Origin of the sequence: Evansella sp. AB-P1, assembly GCF_029688925.1 — a bacterium.
Taxonomy (GTDB): Bacteria; Bacillota; Bacilli; order Bacillales; family Salisediminibacteriaceae; genus Evansella.
In genome coordinates, this window is record NZ_JARUKY010000003.1 from 159,085 (window position 1) to 175,419 (window position 16,335).

At 37.1% G+C, this 16,335-nt stretch carries 11 protein-coding genes; 5 read left to right on the forward strand and 6 right to left on the reverse strand.

Annotated features, from left to right (window positions below; translation table 11 throughout):
- Positions 1 to 47: 47 nt before the first annotated feature.
- Positions 48 to 548: a VanZ family protein gene (locus tag QA612_RS04335; RefSeq protein ID WP_278282537.1), complete on the reverse strand. Its 501-nt coding sequence runs from the start codon at positions 546 to 548 to the stop codon at positions 48 to 50.
- Positions 549 to 819: 271 nt separating this feature from the next.
- Here QA612_RS04335 and QA612_RS04340 point away from each other — a divergent pair, with 271 nt between their 5' ends.
- Entirely contained in the window at positions 820 to 1,284 is a 465-nt protein-coding gene (locus tag QA612_RS04340) for a hypothetical protein (RefSeq protein WP_278282538.1), read from the forward strand.
- 830 nt (positions 1,285 to 2,114) lie between these two features.
- Here QA612_RS04340 and QA612_RS04345 read toward each other — a convergent pair.
- Positions 2,115 to 2,324 carry a methionine aminopeptidase gene (locus QA612_RS04345; protein ID WP_278282539.1) on the reverse strand — a complete coding sequence of 70 codons (210 nt, stop codon included), beginning with the start codon at positions 2,322 to 2,324 and terminating at the stop codon, positions 2,115 to 2,117.
- 203 nt (positions 2,325 to 2,527) lie between these two features.
- Here QA612_RS04345 and QA612_RS04350 point away from each other — a divergent pair, with 203 nt between their 5' ends.
- Positions 2,528 to 4,018 (forward strand): gluconokinase, encoded by a 1,491-nt coding sequence (locus tag QA612_RS04350; protein ID WP_278282540.1) that lies wholly within the window; start codon positions 2,528 to 2,530, stop codon positions 4,016 to 4,018.
- Between the two features lie 98 nt (positions 4,019 to 4,116).
- A complete protein-coding gene (locus QA612_RS04355; RefSeq protein WP_278282541.1) occupies positions 4,117 to 4,824 on the forward strand; it encodes a hypothetical protein in 708 nt (235 codons plus the stop codon).
- A gap of 164 nt (positions 4,825 to 4,988) precedes the next feature.
- Here QA612_RS04355 and QA612_RS04360 read toward each other — a convergent pair whose 3' ends face one another.
- The 3 genes from QA612_RS04360 to QA612_RS04370 all read right to left on the reverse strand — a co-directional run bounded on the left by QA612_RS04360 (position 4,989) and on the right by QA612_RS04370 (position 12,393).
- The gene (locus QA612_RS04360) at positions 4,989 to 6,713 is read right to left on the reverse strand and encodes a phospho-sugar mutase (protein ID WP_278282542.1); all 1,725 of its coding nucleotides are present in this window, start codon (positions 6,711 to 6,713) and stop codon (positions 4,989 to 4,991) included.
- Positions 6,714 to 6,846: 133 nt separating this feature from the next.
- On the reverse strand, positions 6,847 to 9,849 hold the full coding sequence (locus QA612_RS04365) for an EAL domain-containing protein (RefSeq protein WP_278282543.1): 3,003 nt from the start codon (positions 9,847 to 9,849) through the stop codon (positions 6,847 to 6,849).
- 513 nt (positions 9,850 to 10,362) lie between these two features.
- Entirely contained in the window at positions 10,363 to 12,393 is a 2,031-nt protein-coding gene (locus QA612_RS04370) for a PAS domain S-box protein (RefSeq protein WP_278282544.1), read from the reverse strand.
- A 235-nt stretch (positions 12,394 to 12,628) separates the two neighbouring features.
- On the opposite strand from QA612_RS04370, the gene QA612_RS04375 reads away from it, so the two are divergent.
- A complete protein-coding gene (locus tag QA612_RS04375) occupies positions 12,629 to 13,528 on the forward strand; it encodes an SIR2 family protein (RefSeq protein ID WP_278282545.1) in 900 nt (299 codons plus the stop codon).
- Positions 13,529 to 13,702: 174 nt separating this feature from the next.
- The gene (locus QA612_RS04380) at positions 13,703 to 14,095 is read left to right on the forward strand and encodes a hypothetical protein (RefSeq protein WP_278282546.1); all 393 of its coding nucleotides are present in this window, start codon (positions 13,703 to 13,705) and stop codon (positions 14,093 to 14,095) included.
- 60 nt (positions 14,096 to 14,155) lie between these two features.
- Here the strand turns inward: QA612_RS04380 and QA612_RS04385 are convergent, their stop codons facing one another.
- Positions 14,156 to 16,216 (reverse strand): glycoside hydrolase family 65, encoded by a 2,061-nt coding sequence (locus QA612_RS04385; protein WP_278282547.1) that lies wholly within the window; start codon positions 16,214 to 16,216, stop codon positions 14,156 to 14,158.
- Between the last annotated feature and the right edge of the window lie 119 nt (positions 16,217 to 16,335).

Consider the following 16,335-nt stretch of genomic DNA (forward strand, 5'->3'; position numbering starts at 1 on the left):
GAATGCTGTTTTTTATTTCTAATCACTAGACGTTCATCTACTTCCGATCACTTCTCTTCCACCTTAAATCGGTTGTTTCTCCTTCTCCACAATATGATTATTCCAACTCCAATTATACCACCGACAGAATCTAAAATAACGTCTTCTATCATTCCAGAACGGTTTGGATGAAGGAGTTGACTGAATTCATCAATGGATGCATAAATAGTCACAAAAAGCCAAGCTATGATAGCTGATTTCATTCTTTTTTCTATCAGTATGTAAGCAAGCCTATAAGCTAGAATTCCTAAAACAGCAAAGACGAATAAATGAGCACCTTTTCTAATAAAAAACTCAATAAACGCCGCTGGATCACGATATTGTAAACTTATAATTGAATCGCCATATTTAAAGGAAACATTAGAACCAACTGTCTCCACCCACTCTAGATCAAATTCTTGAAGAATCGGTTGTACATTTTGCCTTTCGTACGGTTGAGAGGAGGAAAAATAAATAAGACCTACCCACACAACCAATGGAACAATATAAAACATAACTAATTTACTCATTCTCATTGACTCCAAACAAACACCTCACTAACTAATTGCGAAAATACACTAGCTATTATGTAAATTATAACAAATAAGTCAATGTATACTTGATGTTTTAATGGTAAGATTTATTGAAAATGGGCCATGGTTTTTGAACCTGGTCTACCTGTACCCGGTTCACTTCCAAATTCGAAATCCCACACGCATTACAATCAGGTTTCATAAACAACAGGTTGTTCGAATAGTATTAAATTATACAACCCTTCACTTGAAGGAGGTAGTCCACCATATGTATAGACGTTCAGCACCAATTGCACCTTTCATCATCATTAGTGGAACAGTTATTATCAGTATTTTTCTTGTGGTTTTCTTTATGTTTCTATCCCCATCTCAGCAGGCGAAAAATGTGGTAGATGCCTTTTATAGCTATGAACAGGAATCGAGATTTTCTTCATCATGGGACTTGTTTCATCCACTTATGAAAGAGAAATTTTCTAGAAACAATTACATGCAGGATCGAAATCACGTATTTATGAATCACTTTGGGGTAGATACCTTTTCATATACACTGAGTAGGCCGAAAAAAAAGACAAACTGGAGAATGTCCGAGGATGCTGAAGTAATAGATACTGTATATAAAGTTACTGTTACAAAAAAATACAAAGGGAAATATGGTAATTTTCAAATTATTCAAGATACCTATGCTGCCAAAGAAGAAAATGACTGGAAGGTAATGTGGAATTACAACCACTGAACCTCCACACGAATGAATTCGGTGGGTTCTAACGTACTAGAAGCACATCCTCTAAAACTATGGTGTGTAATAATAACATTCAGTACTTTTATACCTTTACAGCTATAAGGAATTCTATTTTAGAGGTATATGATAGAATAAATTTATTAGCATAATCACATACTTAATAGATATTGTTTTGAATTACCTTATGTATTATTTTAAAGTTATGTAGAAGTTTTATTAATGTAGTAACCATCCCTTTAAATATATTATAAATATAACATTTTCCGTTTAGTGAAATCATACTTTTATGTTTGTTTTCCCCTAGCACAAAAATACTTTTCCACCTCCGCCCTCCGAAAAGCTATTATTACAAGACTTATACCTATGTGAAGATTGAAAATTCAATAAAAAATATGCTATCAAAATTCAAACCTCTTAAATATCTTAGTTTTCAATATGTTTTTTATATAAAGAATCGTATCAAAAATGCACATTAAAAATAATAACTCTATTATTTTTATATCACATCAGTGTGTTTTGGTAAAATTTTCAACGAGTGAAGTGAGTTAAACGGATAAATGAAAATGAAATAAATGTAATTTTTTGTAAAAATATTACCGATAAGTGCTAAAGGAATTATGTATAGAAAATAATTTGCTCCAGGAACGGAATTATCTATTTGATCAATGTTGTTGCTAGAGCTACGAAAATCCCCTGTTTAGGTTTAATAGAACTTAAAATAAACATAAAAAAGAGCTTAGGATAAAGTGATATAAGCGAAATCCAAGCTCATTTTTAATGAAGATATTGTACTATTTCATTAATTCTACATTCAATATGCGGAATTATTCAGTCGATGCTTGCCAATCCTGAAAGGAACCACTACCATTACAGCCAGAGCATTCAAAATATGCAGGTGAATAGTAATATTCATTGGCAAACATATTGAAGCCCTTTCCCCTACAATCTGGACAAATTCCTTTTGACTCCATCTTCGAAATTCTCTTTTCGTACTGCTGTGTTCTCCATTCAGATATTGCACTGAAAAGACCCATTTTTTTCACCTCAAAAGTATTTTTCTATAGTATGTGGAAAAATGAGGAATGTATACATCATTCGCCAATTTTTCTCAAAAATGGGTTACTTATTTATCTACCAACCAATTTTCTTCTCTCTATAAACCGTTCCTCCTACTATACATACCATAAAAAAAAGTACTACTATATAAATATGCAGGAGAAATAGAAGAGGTGAAACAATGGGGAAGGAATTTGTTATTGGATTAGACATAGGAACAACAAGTGCAAAATCCGTTCTCTTCAATAAAAGGGGAGACGTTTTTTCAGAGTACGAAGTAAGTTATCCTTTAATTTTTCCAAAAAAGGGTTGGGTAGAGCAAGATCCATACGTAATTGAAAAAGCAGCAATAAAAGCAGTCCGACAATCTATCGAAAGAAGTAACATAAACAAGCATGAGATTATTTCAGTGGGCATATCCTCCGCAATGCATTCGTTGATCTGTGTGGATGAAAATGGAGAAGCATTGACACATTCGATTACTTGGGCAGATGGACGAGGCGTGGACCAGGCTAACCGATTGCGAGATAGTGATCTAGGAAAGGAATTATATAAGAAAACAGGGACACCAAGCCATCCTATGACGCCACTAGTTAAATTGATGTGGATGAAGGAAGGAAACTTTAATCCCTATAGAAAGGCTGCTAAGTACATATCTATAAAAGAATTTTTACTGTTTCATTGGTTTAATGAATGGGTCGTCGATTATTCTGTTGCTTCTGCAACTGGTCTGTTTAACTGTAAAAATCTTATTTGGGAGCCATCTGCCTTAGTTTTCGCTGGAATAACGGAAGATCAGCTATCACACCCCGTTCCTCCTACCTATGTTCTAGAGGGTTTGAAGAAGGAGATAGCCGATGAAATGGGAATTCCTCTAATTCCATTTACCATTGGTGCTAGTGACGGTCCACTAGCAAATATCGGCATTGGTGCCATTGAACATGGGAACACGGCAATCACAATTGGAACAAGTGGTGCCATTCGGCAATTAGTCTCGTCTCCTAAAATCGATAGTAAGGAAGAGATTTTCTGTTACGCTGTCACAAAAGATCTATACGTAATAGGAGGACCGACAAATAATGGTGGAATCATTTTTGATTGGCTAAAAGACGTCTTTGTTGATAAAAGCGAGATTCAAACAGCCCAGAACATTGGAAGAAACCCTTATGACCTCTTAATTGATACAGCTAAAAAGGCTGAACCTGGATCAGACGGCTTGATATTTCATCCTTATTTAAATGGGGAAAGAGCACCTTTTTGGAATAACACCGTTCGTGGAGGCTATGTAGATTTGACGCTAAAGCACAAAAAAGAGCAGCTTATTCGTGCAGCGTTAGAAGGAGTCATGTTTAATCTTTATTACATATATCAGGCTGTCGAACGAACAGCAGGTTCATCTCACTCCCTTTATGCAAGTGGTGGATTTTCCCGTTCTTCCTTTTTAGTGCAGCTTCTTGCTGATGTGTTCGGTCAGGAAGTATATATTCCTAAAAATCATCAAAGCTCTGCATGGGGGGCAGCATGGTTTAGTCTCCTCTCTCTAGGCTATGTTACCGATTTAAATTCCATAAAAGAATCTATTCCAATGGATGATCCTGTTTCCCCGTCTCGGGAGAATCATCGTATTTATAAAGAAGCTTTTAAACGGTTTACGGAAGTGTTGCCAAAGTGATTGACATACTTGGATCTGAAGGACAATCGTGAAAAGAAGAAGTGGTCTAGGCAACCGCAATGCAGGGAAATCATGAAATGCGGTAGCTATAAATTGGGATGGACGTTCGCATATATGGGGAAATATGGAATGAAGTAGCTAAGAATCTTATCATTTCTTCTTTTCCCTTTTGCAGGCTTATTGAGCAGCTTCTATTTGCCTGCAAATCTCTTTTTCCCTTTTGCAGGCTCATTGGACAGCTTCTATGCGCCTGCAAATCCTCTTTTCCCCTTTTGCAGGCTTATTGGCTGCCTTCTATACGCCTGCAAATCTCCATTTCCCCTTTTGCAGGCTTATTGACAAACTTCTATTCGCCTGCAAATCCTCTTTTCCCCTTTTGCAGGCTTATTGGACAGCTTCTATGCGCCTGCAATCCTGCTTTTTCCTTTTGCAGGCTTATTGGACGCTTCCTATCCTCCTGCAAACCTCTTTTCCCCTTTTGCAGGCTTATTGGCGGCGGTCTATATGCCTGCAAATCCTCTTTTCCCCTTTTGCAGGCTTATTGGACCCTTTCTATATACCTGCAAACCATCCTTTCCCCTTTTGCAGGCTTATTGGACGCTTCCTATCCTCCTGCAAACCTCTTTTCCCCTTTTGCAGGCTTATTGGACAGCTTCTATGCGCCTGCAAATCCTCTTTTCCCCTTTTGCAGGCTCATTGGACAGCTTCTATGCGCCTGCAAATCCTCTTTTCCCCTTTTGCAGGCTCATTGGACGCACCCTATGTGCCTGCAAATCTTCTTTCTTACTGTTTCCAAGATTATATAAGAACAAAGCAAGCCGTTCTCTCATCACCAAAACAAAAAAAAAAAATTTCCACAAGGTTGATATCTAAAATTTCCTAGTAAACAAAACAAACAGGATGACATTATTCATGTCACCCTGTTTGTTTGATTTATCCCATTATTCTAAGACAAGTTAACATCAAGTGATTATTGCACCCGATCTAACACATCATCTTTCAACGTTTCTAATAGTTGAGTACACTCTTCTTCCGATTGGCTATTTACACCGAAGTAAAATTTAATTTTCGGCTCTGTTCCAGATGGGCGTAAAGCAACCCACGATTTACCGGATAACCAAAACTTCAGTACATTAGATCTAGGCAAATCAATCGGAGAAGTATCTCCAGTGGCAATATCCTTCGTTACTTGCTCCTGGTAATCTTCTAGAACCTCTACCACTCGACCACCTAATGACATTGGAGGTTGAGCTCGGAAGTCAGACATAATTTTATTTATTTGCTTCACTCCTGCTATTCCTTTTAAGGTTAAGGAGACAAGATCTTCTTTATAGTAACCAAACTTCTCAAAAATTTCATTTAGTCCATCCAACAAAGATTTTCCTTGTTTTTTGTAGTAAGCTGCAACTTCTGCAGCCATTAGACAAATTTGAACAGCATCCTTATCTCGGGCGAAGTCTCCAATTAGGTAGCCGTAGCTTTCTTCATAGCCGAATAAAAACTTTCTTTCATCCGATTCGAACTCTTTAATTTTTTCCCCAATAAACTTAAAGCCCGTTAACGTATCCATCATCTCAATTCCGTAAGACTCTGCTAGCTTTCGGCCTATTTCTGACGTTACGATCGTTTTAATGACTTTATAATTTGGATCAAGCTCACCTTTTGCTTTTTTCTGCTCTAATAAATAATGTAAGATAAGTGCACCTACTTGGTTTCCTGTTAAAACTTGATACTCTCCTTCTGCATTTTTAACAGCTACTCCAACGCGGTCTGCATCAGGATCTGTTCCAATAAGGATGTCTCCATTAAGTTTTTCTCCATATTCCATGGCTAATGCGAATGCTTCGTGTTCTTCTGGGTTAGGAGATTTTACCGTTGAAAAATTAGGATCAGGATCCGCTTGCTCTTTGACAACAGTAACATTTGTAAAGCCCATCCGCTTTAATCCTTCTTGCACTGGTATGTTTGCCGTACCATGTAACGGTGTAAAAACGATGCTTAAGTCGTCCTTCATGTCATTAATAACTTCTTGGTTTTCAATAAGAGTAAGAAGTTTTTCGTAATAGGCTTCGTCTACCTCTTTATCAATATATGTAAGGAGTCCTGCTTCAAGGAGCTCAGCTTCTTCCTTCACATTTACTTCTAATTCATTTTCTATTTGATTAACATAGCTAATAATTTCCTCCGCCATTTTAGGAGGTACTTGCCCACCATCAGGACCGTATGCTTTATAGCCGTTATATTCTGGAGGATTGTGACTTGCTGTAACAACAATTCCAGCATATGCATTCAAATATCTTACGGCAAAGGATAACACTGGCGTAGGACGAAGGCTTGAGAATAAGTATGTTTTAATGCCGTGATAACCTAGAGTTTTTGCTGCTTCTAAGCTAAATTCTGGTGACATGTGACGGCAATCATACGCGATTGCAACCCCTCGTTGAACAGCTTCTGCCCCTTGTGATTTAATGAATTGAGCTAATCCTTCTGTTGCTTTCCGGACAGTATACAAGTTCATGCGATTCGTACCAGCCCCAAGTTCACCTCGTAAGCCACCTGTACCGAATTCAAGGTTCTTATAAAAAGCATCCTCCAGCTTTTCTTCATTATCCTTCATCTGCTCTAATTCATCTTTGTATTCCGTATTCAAGTTCGGAGTGCTGATCCATCTTTCGTATTGTGTTTTCCAGCTCATTGTTCGTCCAGGTCTCCTTTATGTTCCATTTTGATCTTCTTGCTATGATTATTTTACCAAAGTATGAGGCGAACTTGAACGTCAAAAAAACGACAAAAACATACAATATTTTGAAAAAAATGAGATTTCCCTTTTACTTCTTGTCTATTTCATTTGCTAATATAGATAACTTTTGTTGCAAGTGCTCCCGTTCCTCATCATCTATTAAAAACTCTATACCGTACTGCTTCATACCATTATCTTCTTCATTTCTCCAAACGATTCTTGCCAGTTGCTCTACATATTCATCAACTAACTGAACTCCAATTTTTATTTTAATGTTTCTTCTGACAGGAAGTTGAATGTCAGACATAAACCTAAGTCCTCCTGCGCTTATATTTTCTATTAAAATTTTAGTATTACCGATATTCACCTTTTTCTCACCTATTGATTGGATAGTCATGTGCCCTTTTAAAGGGGCAGAAAATTCTATTCTTGAATAAGCGCGTCTATCCTTTTCTTCTAATGGTTTGTACGGCGCTTGTTGTTCTAAAACGGCAGAATTAGTAACACCTTCAAATAATAAATATTGAAATTCCATCGGTGGTATAGGTCGACTGAAGTAGTACCCTTGCACTTCCCTGCATTTAAATTGGTTAACAATAGAAAATTGCTCCTTAGACTCCACACCTTCCACCACAACATCTAAATTTAAATTCATTGCTAAATTCACAAGAGTGGAAAAAATGTCCTGGTTTTCACTTTTCTCAATCTCTTTCATAAAAGATTGGTCTATTTTTAAAATATCTATATCTAAATTTCTTAAATACATAATAGAAGAATAGCCAGTCCCAAAATCATCAATAGCGAATTTTACACCAAGATCCTTAAGCTGTTGAATTGCTTGTAATGTTTGTTTATTTTCGTTCAACAAAATATTTTCCGTGATTTCAATGACTAAAAAGCGAGGATTCATTTCTGTTTCTTCCAAAATATCTGACACAGTTTCATATAAATCTGCCTGCAATAATTGTAAGGTTGAAAAATTGACGGAAATTTTAATTGGTGTAAGGCCTTGTTTTTGCCAAAGCTTATTCTGTTCACACGCTTTTCGTAACACCCAGTTCCCTAATGGAATAATTAGACCGTTGTTTTCAGCCAATGGTATAAATTCTGCTGGGGAAATCATCCCCCAAGTTGGATGGTTCCAACGGACAAGTGCCTCAGAGCCAACGATCTCCTTTGATTCAGTGCTCACGATCGGTTGATATAATAAGGTTAACTCGTTATTTGTAATTGCTTTCCGGAGACTATTCACAAGGGTGAATGTCTTATATGTACCTACATCCATCTTGGAACTAAAAATCTCGTAGCTATTTGTCCCGTTTTCCTTTGCCCGATACATAGCAATATCTGCATTTTTCGTTAACGATTCTTTATCTTCCCCAGAATCAGGGTATAAGCAAATTCCAATACTAGTTGTAATATTAATTTCATAATCATTTAAAATAAATGATTCTTGGAAGGAATGAAGAATTTTCTTAGCTACTGCTGTTGCTTCGTCAAGAGAAGATTCCGGTAACAAGATGACGAATTCATCCCCACCTTGCCGTCCAAAAAAGGATCCACTGCCTATTGTGTTTCTAATACGTTTGGCCACCTTCTTAATAAGTTCATCACCAGTAGAATGACCTAAAGTGTCATTTACCAATTTAAAGCGATCCAAGTCTAAAAACATAAGTACAAATTGCTTTTTATTTTTTTTCGAGTATTCAAGCATCTCCTTTAAGATACTTTCAAATTTATTGCGATTTGGAAGTGAAGTTAAACTATCATAATAATAGGCTTCAATTAGCTGTTGCTTCGTATCATTCATCTCAGTTACATCAAAATAATTAAAGACAATACCAGCAACACTTGGTTCGTTTAATAAATTATTCCCTACAACCTCAAACAAACGCCAGCTACCGTCAGCATGTTGAAGCTTAACGTGAAATTTCAATTGGTCCTGTGAGTCTTTTAAAATAGCACGAAAAAGGGTCTCCATATATTCACGGTCCTCTGGATGAACGAGTTCAAATATGGATTTCCCTACTCTTTCCGATGCTTTGTATCCTAATACCTTCTCCCCTGTCGGACTTTGATACGTAATAATTCCGTCTTTATTTGCAATACTAACGACATCATAGGAATTTTTAACTAACGCTTGATAGCGGTACTTACTTAAAACTAACTCCTTTTTCTGCTTTTCTATGTCCTCTTCCATTTTAACTTGTTCTGTTTTATTAATAACCGTTCCAGTAAAGGCTCTTTCACCCTCATACTGAATGACTGCTCCGTATATTTCCACGTGTAATACATTCCCGTTCCTATCCACTAATCTAGACTGTAGCTGGGATTCTTTATTCTGACGAGATGACACTAATATACTTTTGTTAAAAAAATTATTTACTTCCTCTATATCCTGCTTATAAATGAAATCACTTGCACGTTGGCCGATGATATCCTGCTCTTTATCAAACCCTAACATTTCACAAAAGCATGCATTAGCCAAAATAAATCTTCCATTTTGGATAATATATACACCAAATAGAGAATTTTCAACTAATCTTCGATACTTTTCTTCTGATTCTAGAAGTGTGGTGTAATCTTGCACAATTCCATGAACCCCTTGTATTACATCATTATTTTCAATAGGTATATATGTACAATGTAACGCAAGCCTTTTTCCAGTCTTATTCATAGAGGTTATTTGAAAGGACAATGCTTCCCCTTTGATTGCTTTATTAAAATAATCATCTGTATATGCTATATCAGCTTCATCAAGAAAAAATCGATAATGACGACCTAGCATTTCCTTTTTGGGAAACTCCATTAGCTTTTCCGCTGCAGGGTTAACATCTATGATGATCCCCTCTACACTTAGAAAAAAAATGGAGTATGGACTATTAAAAAAAAGGGACTCATATGTTTTAATGTGTGCAGGTTCCTTTAAGCTATTTTGAATAGACTGATGTTCCATTTTTACATATGGATCGTCATTTCTATCATTAGCTGTGTAATCCCTTATAGCCTCATTTGTTTCAATACTCTTATCCATTTTTTTAGAGTTAGTAAAACCCTTTCCCCTATTATTTCCAGAACAATTGTCTCCCAAGTGAAAAACCTCCATAAACACAATTTACATATGAACATGGTTGCGTTCCAAACTCACATTTTGTGTGGTACCTAGGATTTATAATTACATGCATGAAAAGATCACATATGGATTCTTCCATCTCACAATTTCCAAACCGCACATAACATAAAAACTAAATAATGGTAATTATAATGGTGTTTCTACCATACTTCAACCCCCTTTTTGTTTGAGTAGTATATTTAATTGTACTTAACCAAATACCAGATCACTGTACCGTGTAAAACTCTATGAGACCTCTTGTCTATCTTCGGAAATAGATAATCCTAATATAGATATTCTTATTCATTCGCTACACCACAATTCGCATTCCGTGGGCAACGCCTCAGCCTCCACACTTCGCACTTATGTGCCGAAGTGTCGGGTCTTCACCTGTTGCTTTTCCCACTGGAGTCTCGTGGGATTTCACTCATTCCAATTGGATTAAAATCATTTTCATCCCCCATGGTAAAAAGCACCATTCGCATGGGAGGACTATCCTTTCTCATACCATCGATAATCATTTCTTCCTTTCTCTTTAACAGTATATAACGCTACATCTGCTTTCTTAACAACCTCATTCATCGTTTTTCCGTCAGTAGGATATAACGCTATTCCGATACTCATCGTAACAACCCATTCTACTCCATCATACGTCCATGGTTTTCTCGTTTCTGCCATAATATTTTCCACTACTTCTGTTACTTGTTTTTCATCATCTATATTAGGTAATAAAATATTAAATTCATCTCCACCGATTCGGGCAACTGTATCTTCTTCACGAACGGAACTTCTTAATCTATTTGCTAAAGTCTGGAGAAAAACATCACCTGCATCGTGACCTAATTCATCATTAATTGGCTTAAAGTTATCGCAATCTACATAAAGGAGAGCTACTTGATTGCCCTTTTGTTCTGCTTTCTCCATAGCTTCATTCATTCGTTCCTTCAATAAACTTCGATTTGGAAGAGTTGTTAATTGATCATAATAAGCCATCTGATGAACTTTAAATTCATATTCCTTCCGTTTTGTTATATCTTCTCCAACGATTAATACTTTTTCAATTTCCTCATCATCATTTTTAATGGAAATGAAATCAAGATTTAACCATAATAAACGCCCTGTTTCGTGCAGAACCTTTAGTTCAGTCGAATAATGGGATTTACCAATTACTATCTTGTTAAAAACCTCATCATATTTTTCTTTATCGTCATATTGAATATAGCTCCTGAAGGATTTGTCCATTAACTGTGATGACACATATCCCAGTACTCTCTTATGAGAAGGGGATGCATAAACAATTTTTTGATCCACATCTACCAGTTGGACAAGGTCTCGTGTATTTTCAGCAATTAATCGATACCTTTCCTCACTTTTTCTTAGGGCTACCTCCATTCTCTTTCGTAGTGATATATCCCTTATGACAGAATGAATCGCTTTGTTTCCTTTAAACATGATTTCCATCCTAGACACTTCCACGTCAATTTCATTTCCATTAATGGTTGTAATTCGTTCTTCTACTAAATCTGATTTAGCAGAGCTTTTTGCAAGTTTCTCTATATTCTTCTTTACTTGATTACGGGTACGAATTGGATGAAAATCAAATATGGATTTCCCAATTAGCTGCTGACTCCCCCCTATCTCAAGAAGGTCTTTTGCTGCTTCATTTCCGAATTCAATAAATCCATCTCGGTGAATCAATATGGCGTCAGGTGATTGATTAATAAGCTGACTATACCGTTCCTCACTTTCTTTAATGGCTTTATTCACTCTATTTTCTTCCGTTATATCTTGAAGAATTCCAAAAACACCTATTACTTCTCCGTCAACAATCATCGGAACATTCTTTACTGCGCATTCAATAATATAGCCTTCTTTATGAATTAGTTTTGTTTTGTATTCCTGTGATTCTCCTCGGATCGCTTTTTCAAAGTGTTCGAAAGTCTTATTTACTTCCGATAGTTCTAAATAGGGAACGAACGAGCTCCCAACAATCTCTTCTAGACTATATCCAGATAACTTCTCCCCCATCTTATTTACTTTTTGGATAATTCCTTTTAAATCCATAGATAACACTGTTTGGGAGTTAAACTCAACTAACGACTGATACTTTTGTTCACTTTGTTGAAGTAGCCTTTCAGCTTTTTTTCTTTTTGTAATATCCCTTGTTACTGCAAAAATATAAGACACTTCATTTGTTTCATCATCTACTAATGGTGTTAAAATAGATTCTCCAACACACCCATCCTTTGATTGGTATTCATAGGTATAGGGTTCTTTTTTTTGTAGTGCTTTTTTATATTGTTCTATAAAAAAGCTAGCAGCATCACTAGGCATAACCTCTTCTATTCTTTTTCCTATAACATCTTTATTTAAACCAGACTGTCGCAGCCCTTCTTTATTTACCATAATATAGCGAAAAAAAGGCCCTTCCTTTTCTACTTCCATTACGAAAATAGCATCCACCATATAATCAATAAATGTATTGAATTCTTCTTTGTTTTTTAAAAATAAGGTCTGTAACATCCAATTCTCCTTTATAGGTCTTATGGACTAATTATACCATTTCATTCGCTACTGTTGGACGAAATAGACAAATTATGTTAATAAAGCATTTACTACCTACAGTACATAATTATTATCTTTTGTAAAAAAATAAATTTTACAATAAGTAGATTGGTTTTATATTTATTAGTTAGTTATATTTGGTACTATTTTTTGACAAAATCAGGAGGAAAATTCGTTCGTTTGGAGGGTTCGTATGAATAAATTTTGTTTGTTTATCGGAAATGGTTTTACAATTGATTTTGCGGAGCAATTAGGTTTAAATCCTTCTGAGCCTTTGTCACACTTTCATAATCATCAAATATCCTACAACCACTTCCTTCACTATATCCCAGAAATTAAAAATGAACTTTTTCTGTTAGAAAAGCAAATTCCTAATGATTATGAAGCCATTGAAACTTATATGAAAAGTGGTGCCTACAATGTTGACAAAGATTCTCAGCTTCGAAGGTTCCTATCCTTCGCCTATGCCAGCTTCCAGATAGAGGTGGAGCAAAGTAATCTAATATGCGATTGGAAATGGACAAAATGGTTCAAGGAAAATAGTGAGCACTTTGCTTTTGCCATTTCATTTAATTATGACCTTGTGTTAGAAAAAGCGTTAGAATGTGCTGGTATTTCCTATTACCGAACTGGATCTACGGAAAAAAAACAAGGGATTCCAATTATGAAGCCACATGGATCCATTGACTTTGATGTAAAGTCAGATGGGAAAACTATAGAAATACATATTGAAGAAAATGTACGTAAGGATAAAGGGAATGTCCAAACAATCCCTAAAAATAACTGGTTTATTCCACGCTTTGAAGCAGATATTATCCCGCCGAAAAAGGATAACAACCAACGTTCTTTAAGGTGGGTTAAAAACGGAATCCATACTTTTTTAGATCGCGTTTCGGAAATAAATACCTTTATTATTATTGGTCACTCTTACGGAAAAGCAGATCAGAATGAAGTAGATCAATATCTTGAAAACTTACATCCACACACAAAGCTCTACCTTATTGACCCTAAACCCAATGAAAAATTAGTAAATAAGATCAACTCATTGGGCCTACAACTTTATCAACCATTAGAAAGTGGGCTTCCTTGGTGATAACATGTAGAGGAACTTTTCATGAAGCTATTTCCCCCTTTAAATTGCACCATGTCCATAATGTGGCCTCAGCTGGCATAAACATATTAGTATATGTCATTTGCGTTAGAATGGTGGGCTTCTAGACAACTGCAAAGCAGGGAAAACAAGAAAATGCAGATGTGAGGCGCGCATTTGCAGGCTTATTGGACACCTTCTATTTGCCTGCAAATCGCTTTTTCCCTTTTGCAGGCTTATTGGACACCTTCTATTTACCTGCAAATCCTCTTTTTCCTGTTTGCAGGCTTATTGGACACCTTCTATTTGCCTGCAAATCGCTTTTTCCCTTTTGCAGGCTTATTGGACACCTTCTATTTGCCTGCAAATCGCTTTTTCCTGTTTGCAGGCTTATTGGCTGCCTTCTATTTGCCTGCAAATCGCTTTTTCCCTTTTGCAGGCTTATTGGCTGCCTTCTATTTGCCTGCAAATCGCTTTTTCCTGTTTGCAGGCTTATTGACCGACTCTTTCTTCGTCTACCCTGAAAATAAGAAGCGTTCTAGACGACCGCAAAACCACGATATGTGGTAGCTTTGAAAGAGTACTCTTATCCCCCATAGTGCAAATCACCAACTTACATAAATGTTCTACCTACAAAATTGGCTTAAGTCCTTCCCATTCTACTACCCAGCTTCCATCATCCGGAAAACCAGGATTCTTCCTGTCAGCTGCCCCTTGCCAACCTGCGGCCATCATAGCAATTGCCGTTAACAGACCCCCATTACCAGGAAGGTATGCCATAAGATCTGAACGCTGATAATTATGGCCGTTCGGCAAGTACGTGTTTTTCGTTGCTTCCATCAGTAAAAAGTCAACGGCCATCTCACCTTCCCCTAAGCGAGCAGCTGTCATTGCGCACATAGGAAAATCCCAACCCCAAGCAGTTTCCCATTGCCAGTCTGCACGAACACGCTTTAATGTAGCTTTCATCACTTCTTTATCAATTAATGCTCCAGGTAATAATCCTAACGCCCCAACCATGGAAGGATGATCGTGATTAAAGCTTTCATAGGTGCTTGGACAATTCTCATGAGCAAGGTACACGCCATCCTTCTGTGGTGGAGGAGCCATGGAATTCGCTACAGCCTCCCATTCCGGATTCACATCATCCCCTAATCGATCGGCCCACAGAACGGCAAGCTCTAATCCATATTTCCAATATTCTAACTCATATGGTGGGTTCCAGCTTTCCTCTGGCTTATGACACTCTTGTGCTGGTATTAACGGAGGCCCTAAAACATAAGCTTCCTTCTCCTCATCCCATTGGGCATAAGAAGCCATAAAGTTTGCTGATTCGTATACAATTTCCCTCCACCTTACGAGCAGTTCACGGCTATGACTCCCTTGATAGCATAACTCAGCTAACATGATTGGGTGGGGCTGCTGCCATATTAAAACAGGGGCAATCGTTGAAGGCGTTTGTTCCCCATCTACCCCTACCATTTTCGGCCATCGAGCACCATCATACCCTTGAGAAACTGCTAATTCCTTTGCTAATGGAAGAATCTCATTATACCAATTCATACTTTTCATCAATATCTCTTCTCTTCCCCACAGTGGAAAGTGAGCACCGTGCCACCAATGCATCTCTAAATGAAATTTTCCAAACCAACTATTGTATAGTAATCCTGTTTCTTGAGGTGGAATGGATCCACCACTATGAATGGCCGTTAAAAATTGTGAAAGAACCACTCTTCGTTCTAATTCCGTAGCCCGTTCGTCACTACTTCCGGAAAAATCAATTGCTCCTCCTGTTCGCCAAAAGGACTCCCAATATTCGGCACTTTCTCCTACAATGGTATCCACAGGCGATAAATCTATTAAAGAATCTAGTGAATAGCCTATAGAAAAACAAAGCTCACGTCGTTGTTTATTTGGTACTAGTGTACATTCATGGACTCCTGTTTTTTCAAAGGTCCCATGATCACAGGACCACTTTACGAAATAGCGATCCTCATCCATCTTCCGTTCTATAAGAACCGCACCATCTGTCTCTGACTGAAGTATCGTTTCATGTCTTTCATCATTCTTCCAATTTAGTTGAATGGACTCCTCCCACGTTCGTGAAGTCATATCTGGATTCGGAAAGCGAATAGCAACTTGCAAACGTCCCTGCTCCACCAGTGAGGATTCTACCTTTACTCCTAGTTGATCAGAATGAGGATCACAGGAAGTTGTTACGGAAACTGTCACCCCTTCAAGTTGAAATTCACTATAAAGTGTTCCATTCCATAGCTGTAAAACTTGATTGATACCTTCAATGTCTTCGATCACCGCTTTTTTTCCGTTTTCTTTTGTTAACACAAAGGATAACTGGCCTAGTTGGATGCGATGAGGATTCTGCCTTAACCAGTGATATGCGTGATCATCCTCTCCTTTTGGAAAAAGAGGGTAGCCTACTTCTCGACCATAGGTTTCATAAGAGTCTAAAGACAAGTCCTTAAGACGATGTTTTGTGGAGCTATCTGTATAGTGCCAACCCCAGTGACTTTGTGTTCCTAAAGGCATTTCATAGCTCTCAGGAAACGTTTGTAAACCAGTAATATCGGCAGTAAATGCAAATTCTCCATTCCCAACAGACAATGGTGATAACGGTTCAAGCTTATTGATTACTGGGTGATTTCTTTCAACCACTTTTTTTCTATCTATCATATATAGTTCATCTCCTACTCTATCAATTAACATGCAGAATAATTAAATGTAACCCCTTACAATAATTTCAAAAAGATGCTTATCCAAATTTTTCACAAACAATCTCGAACGTACACTAT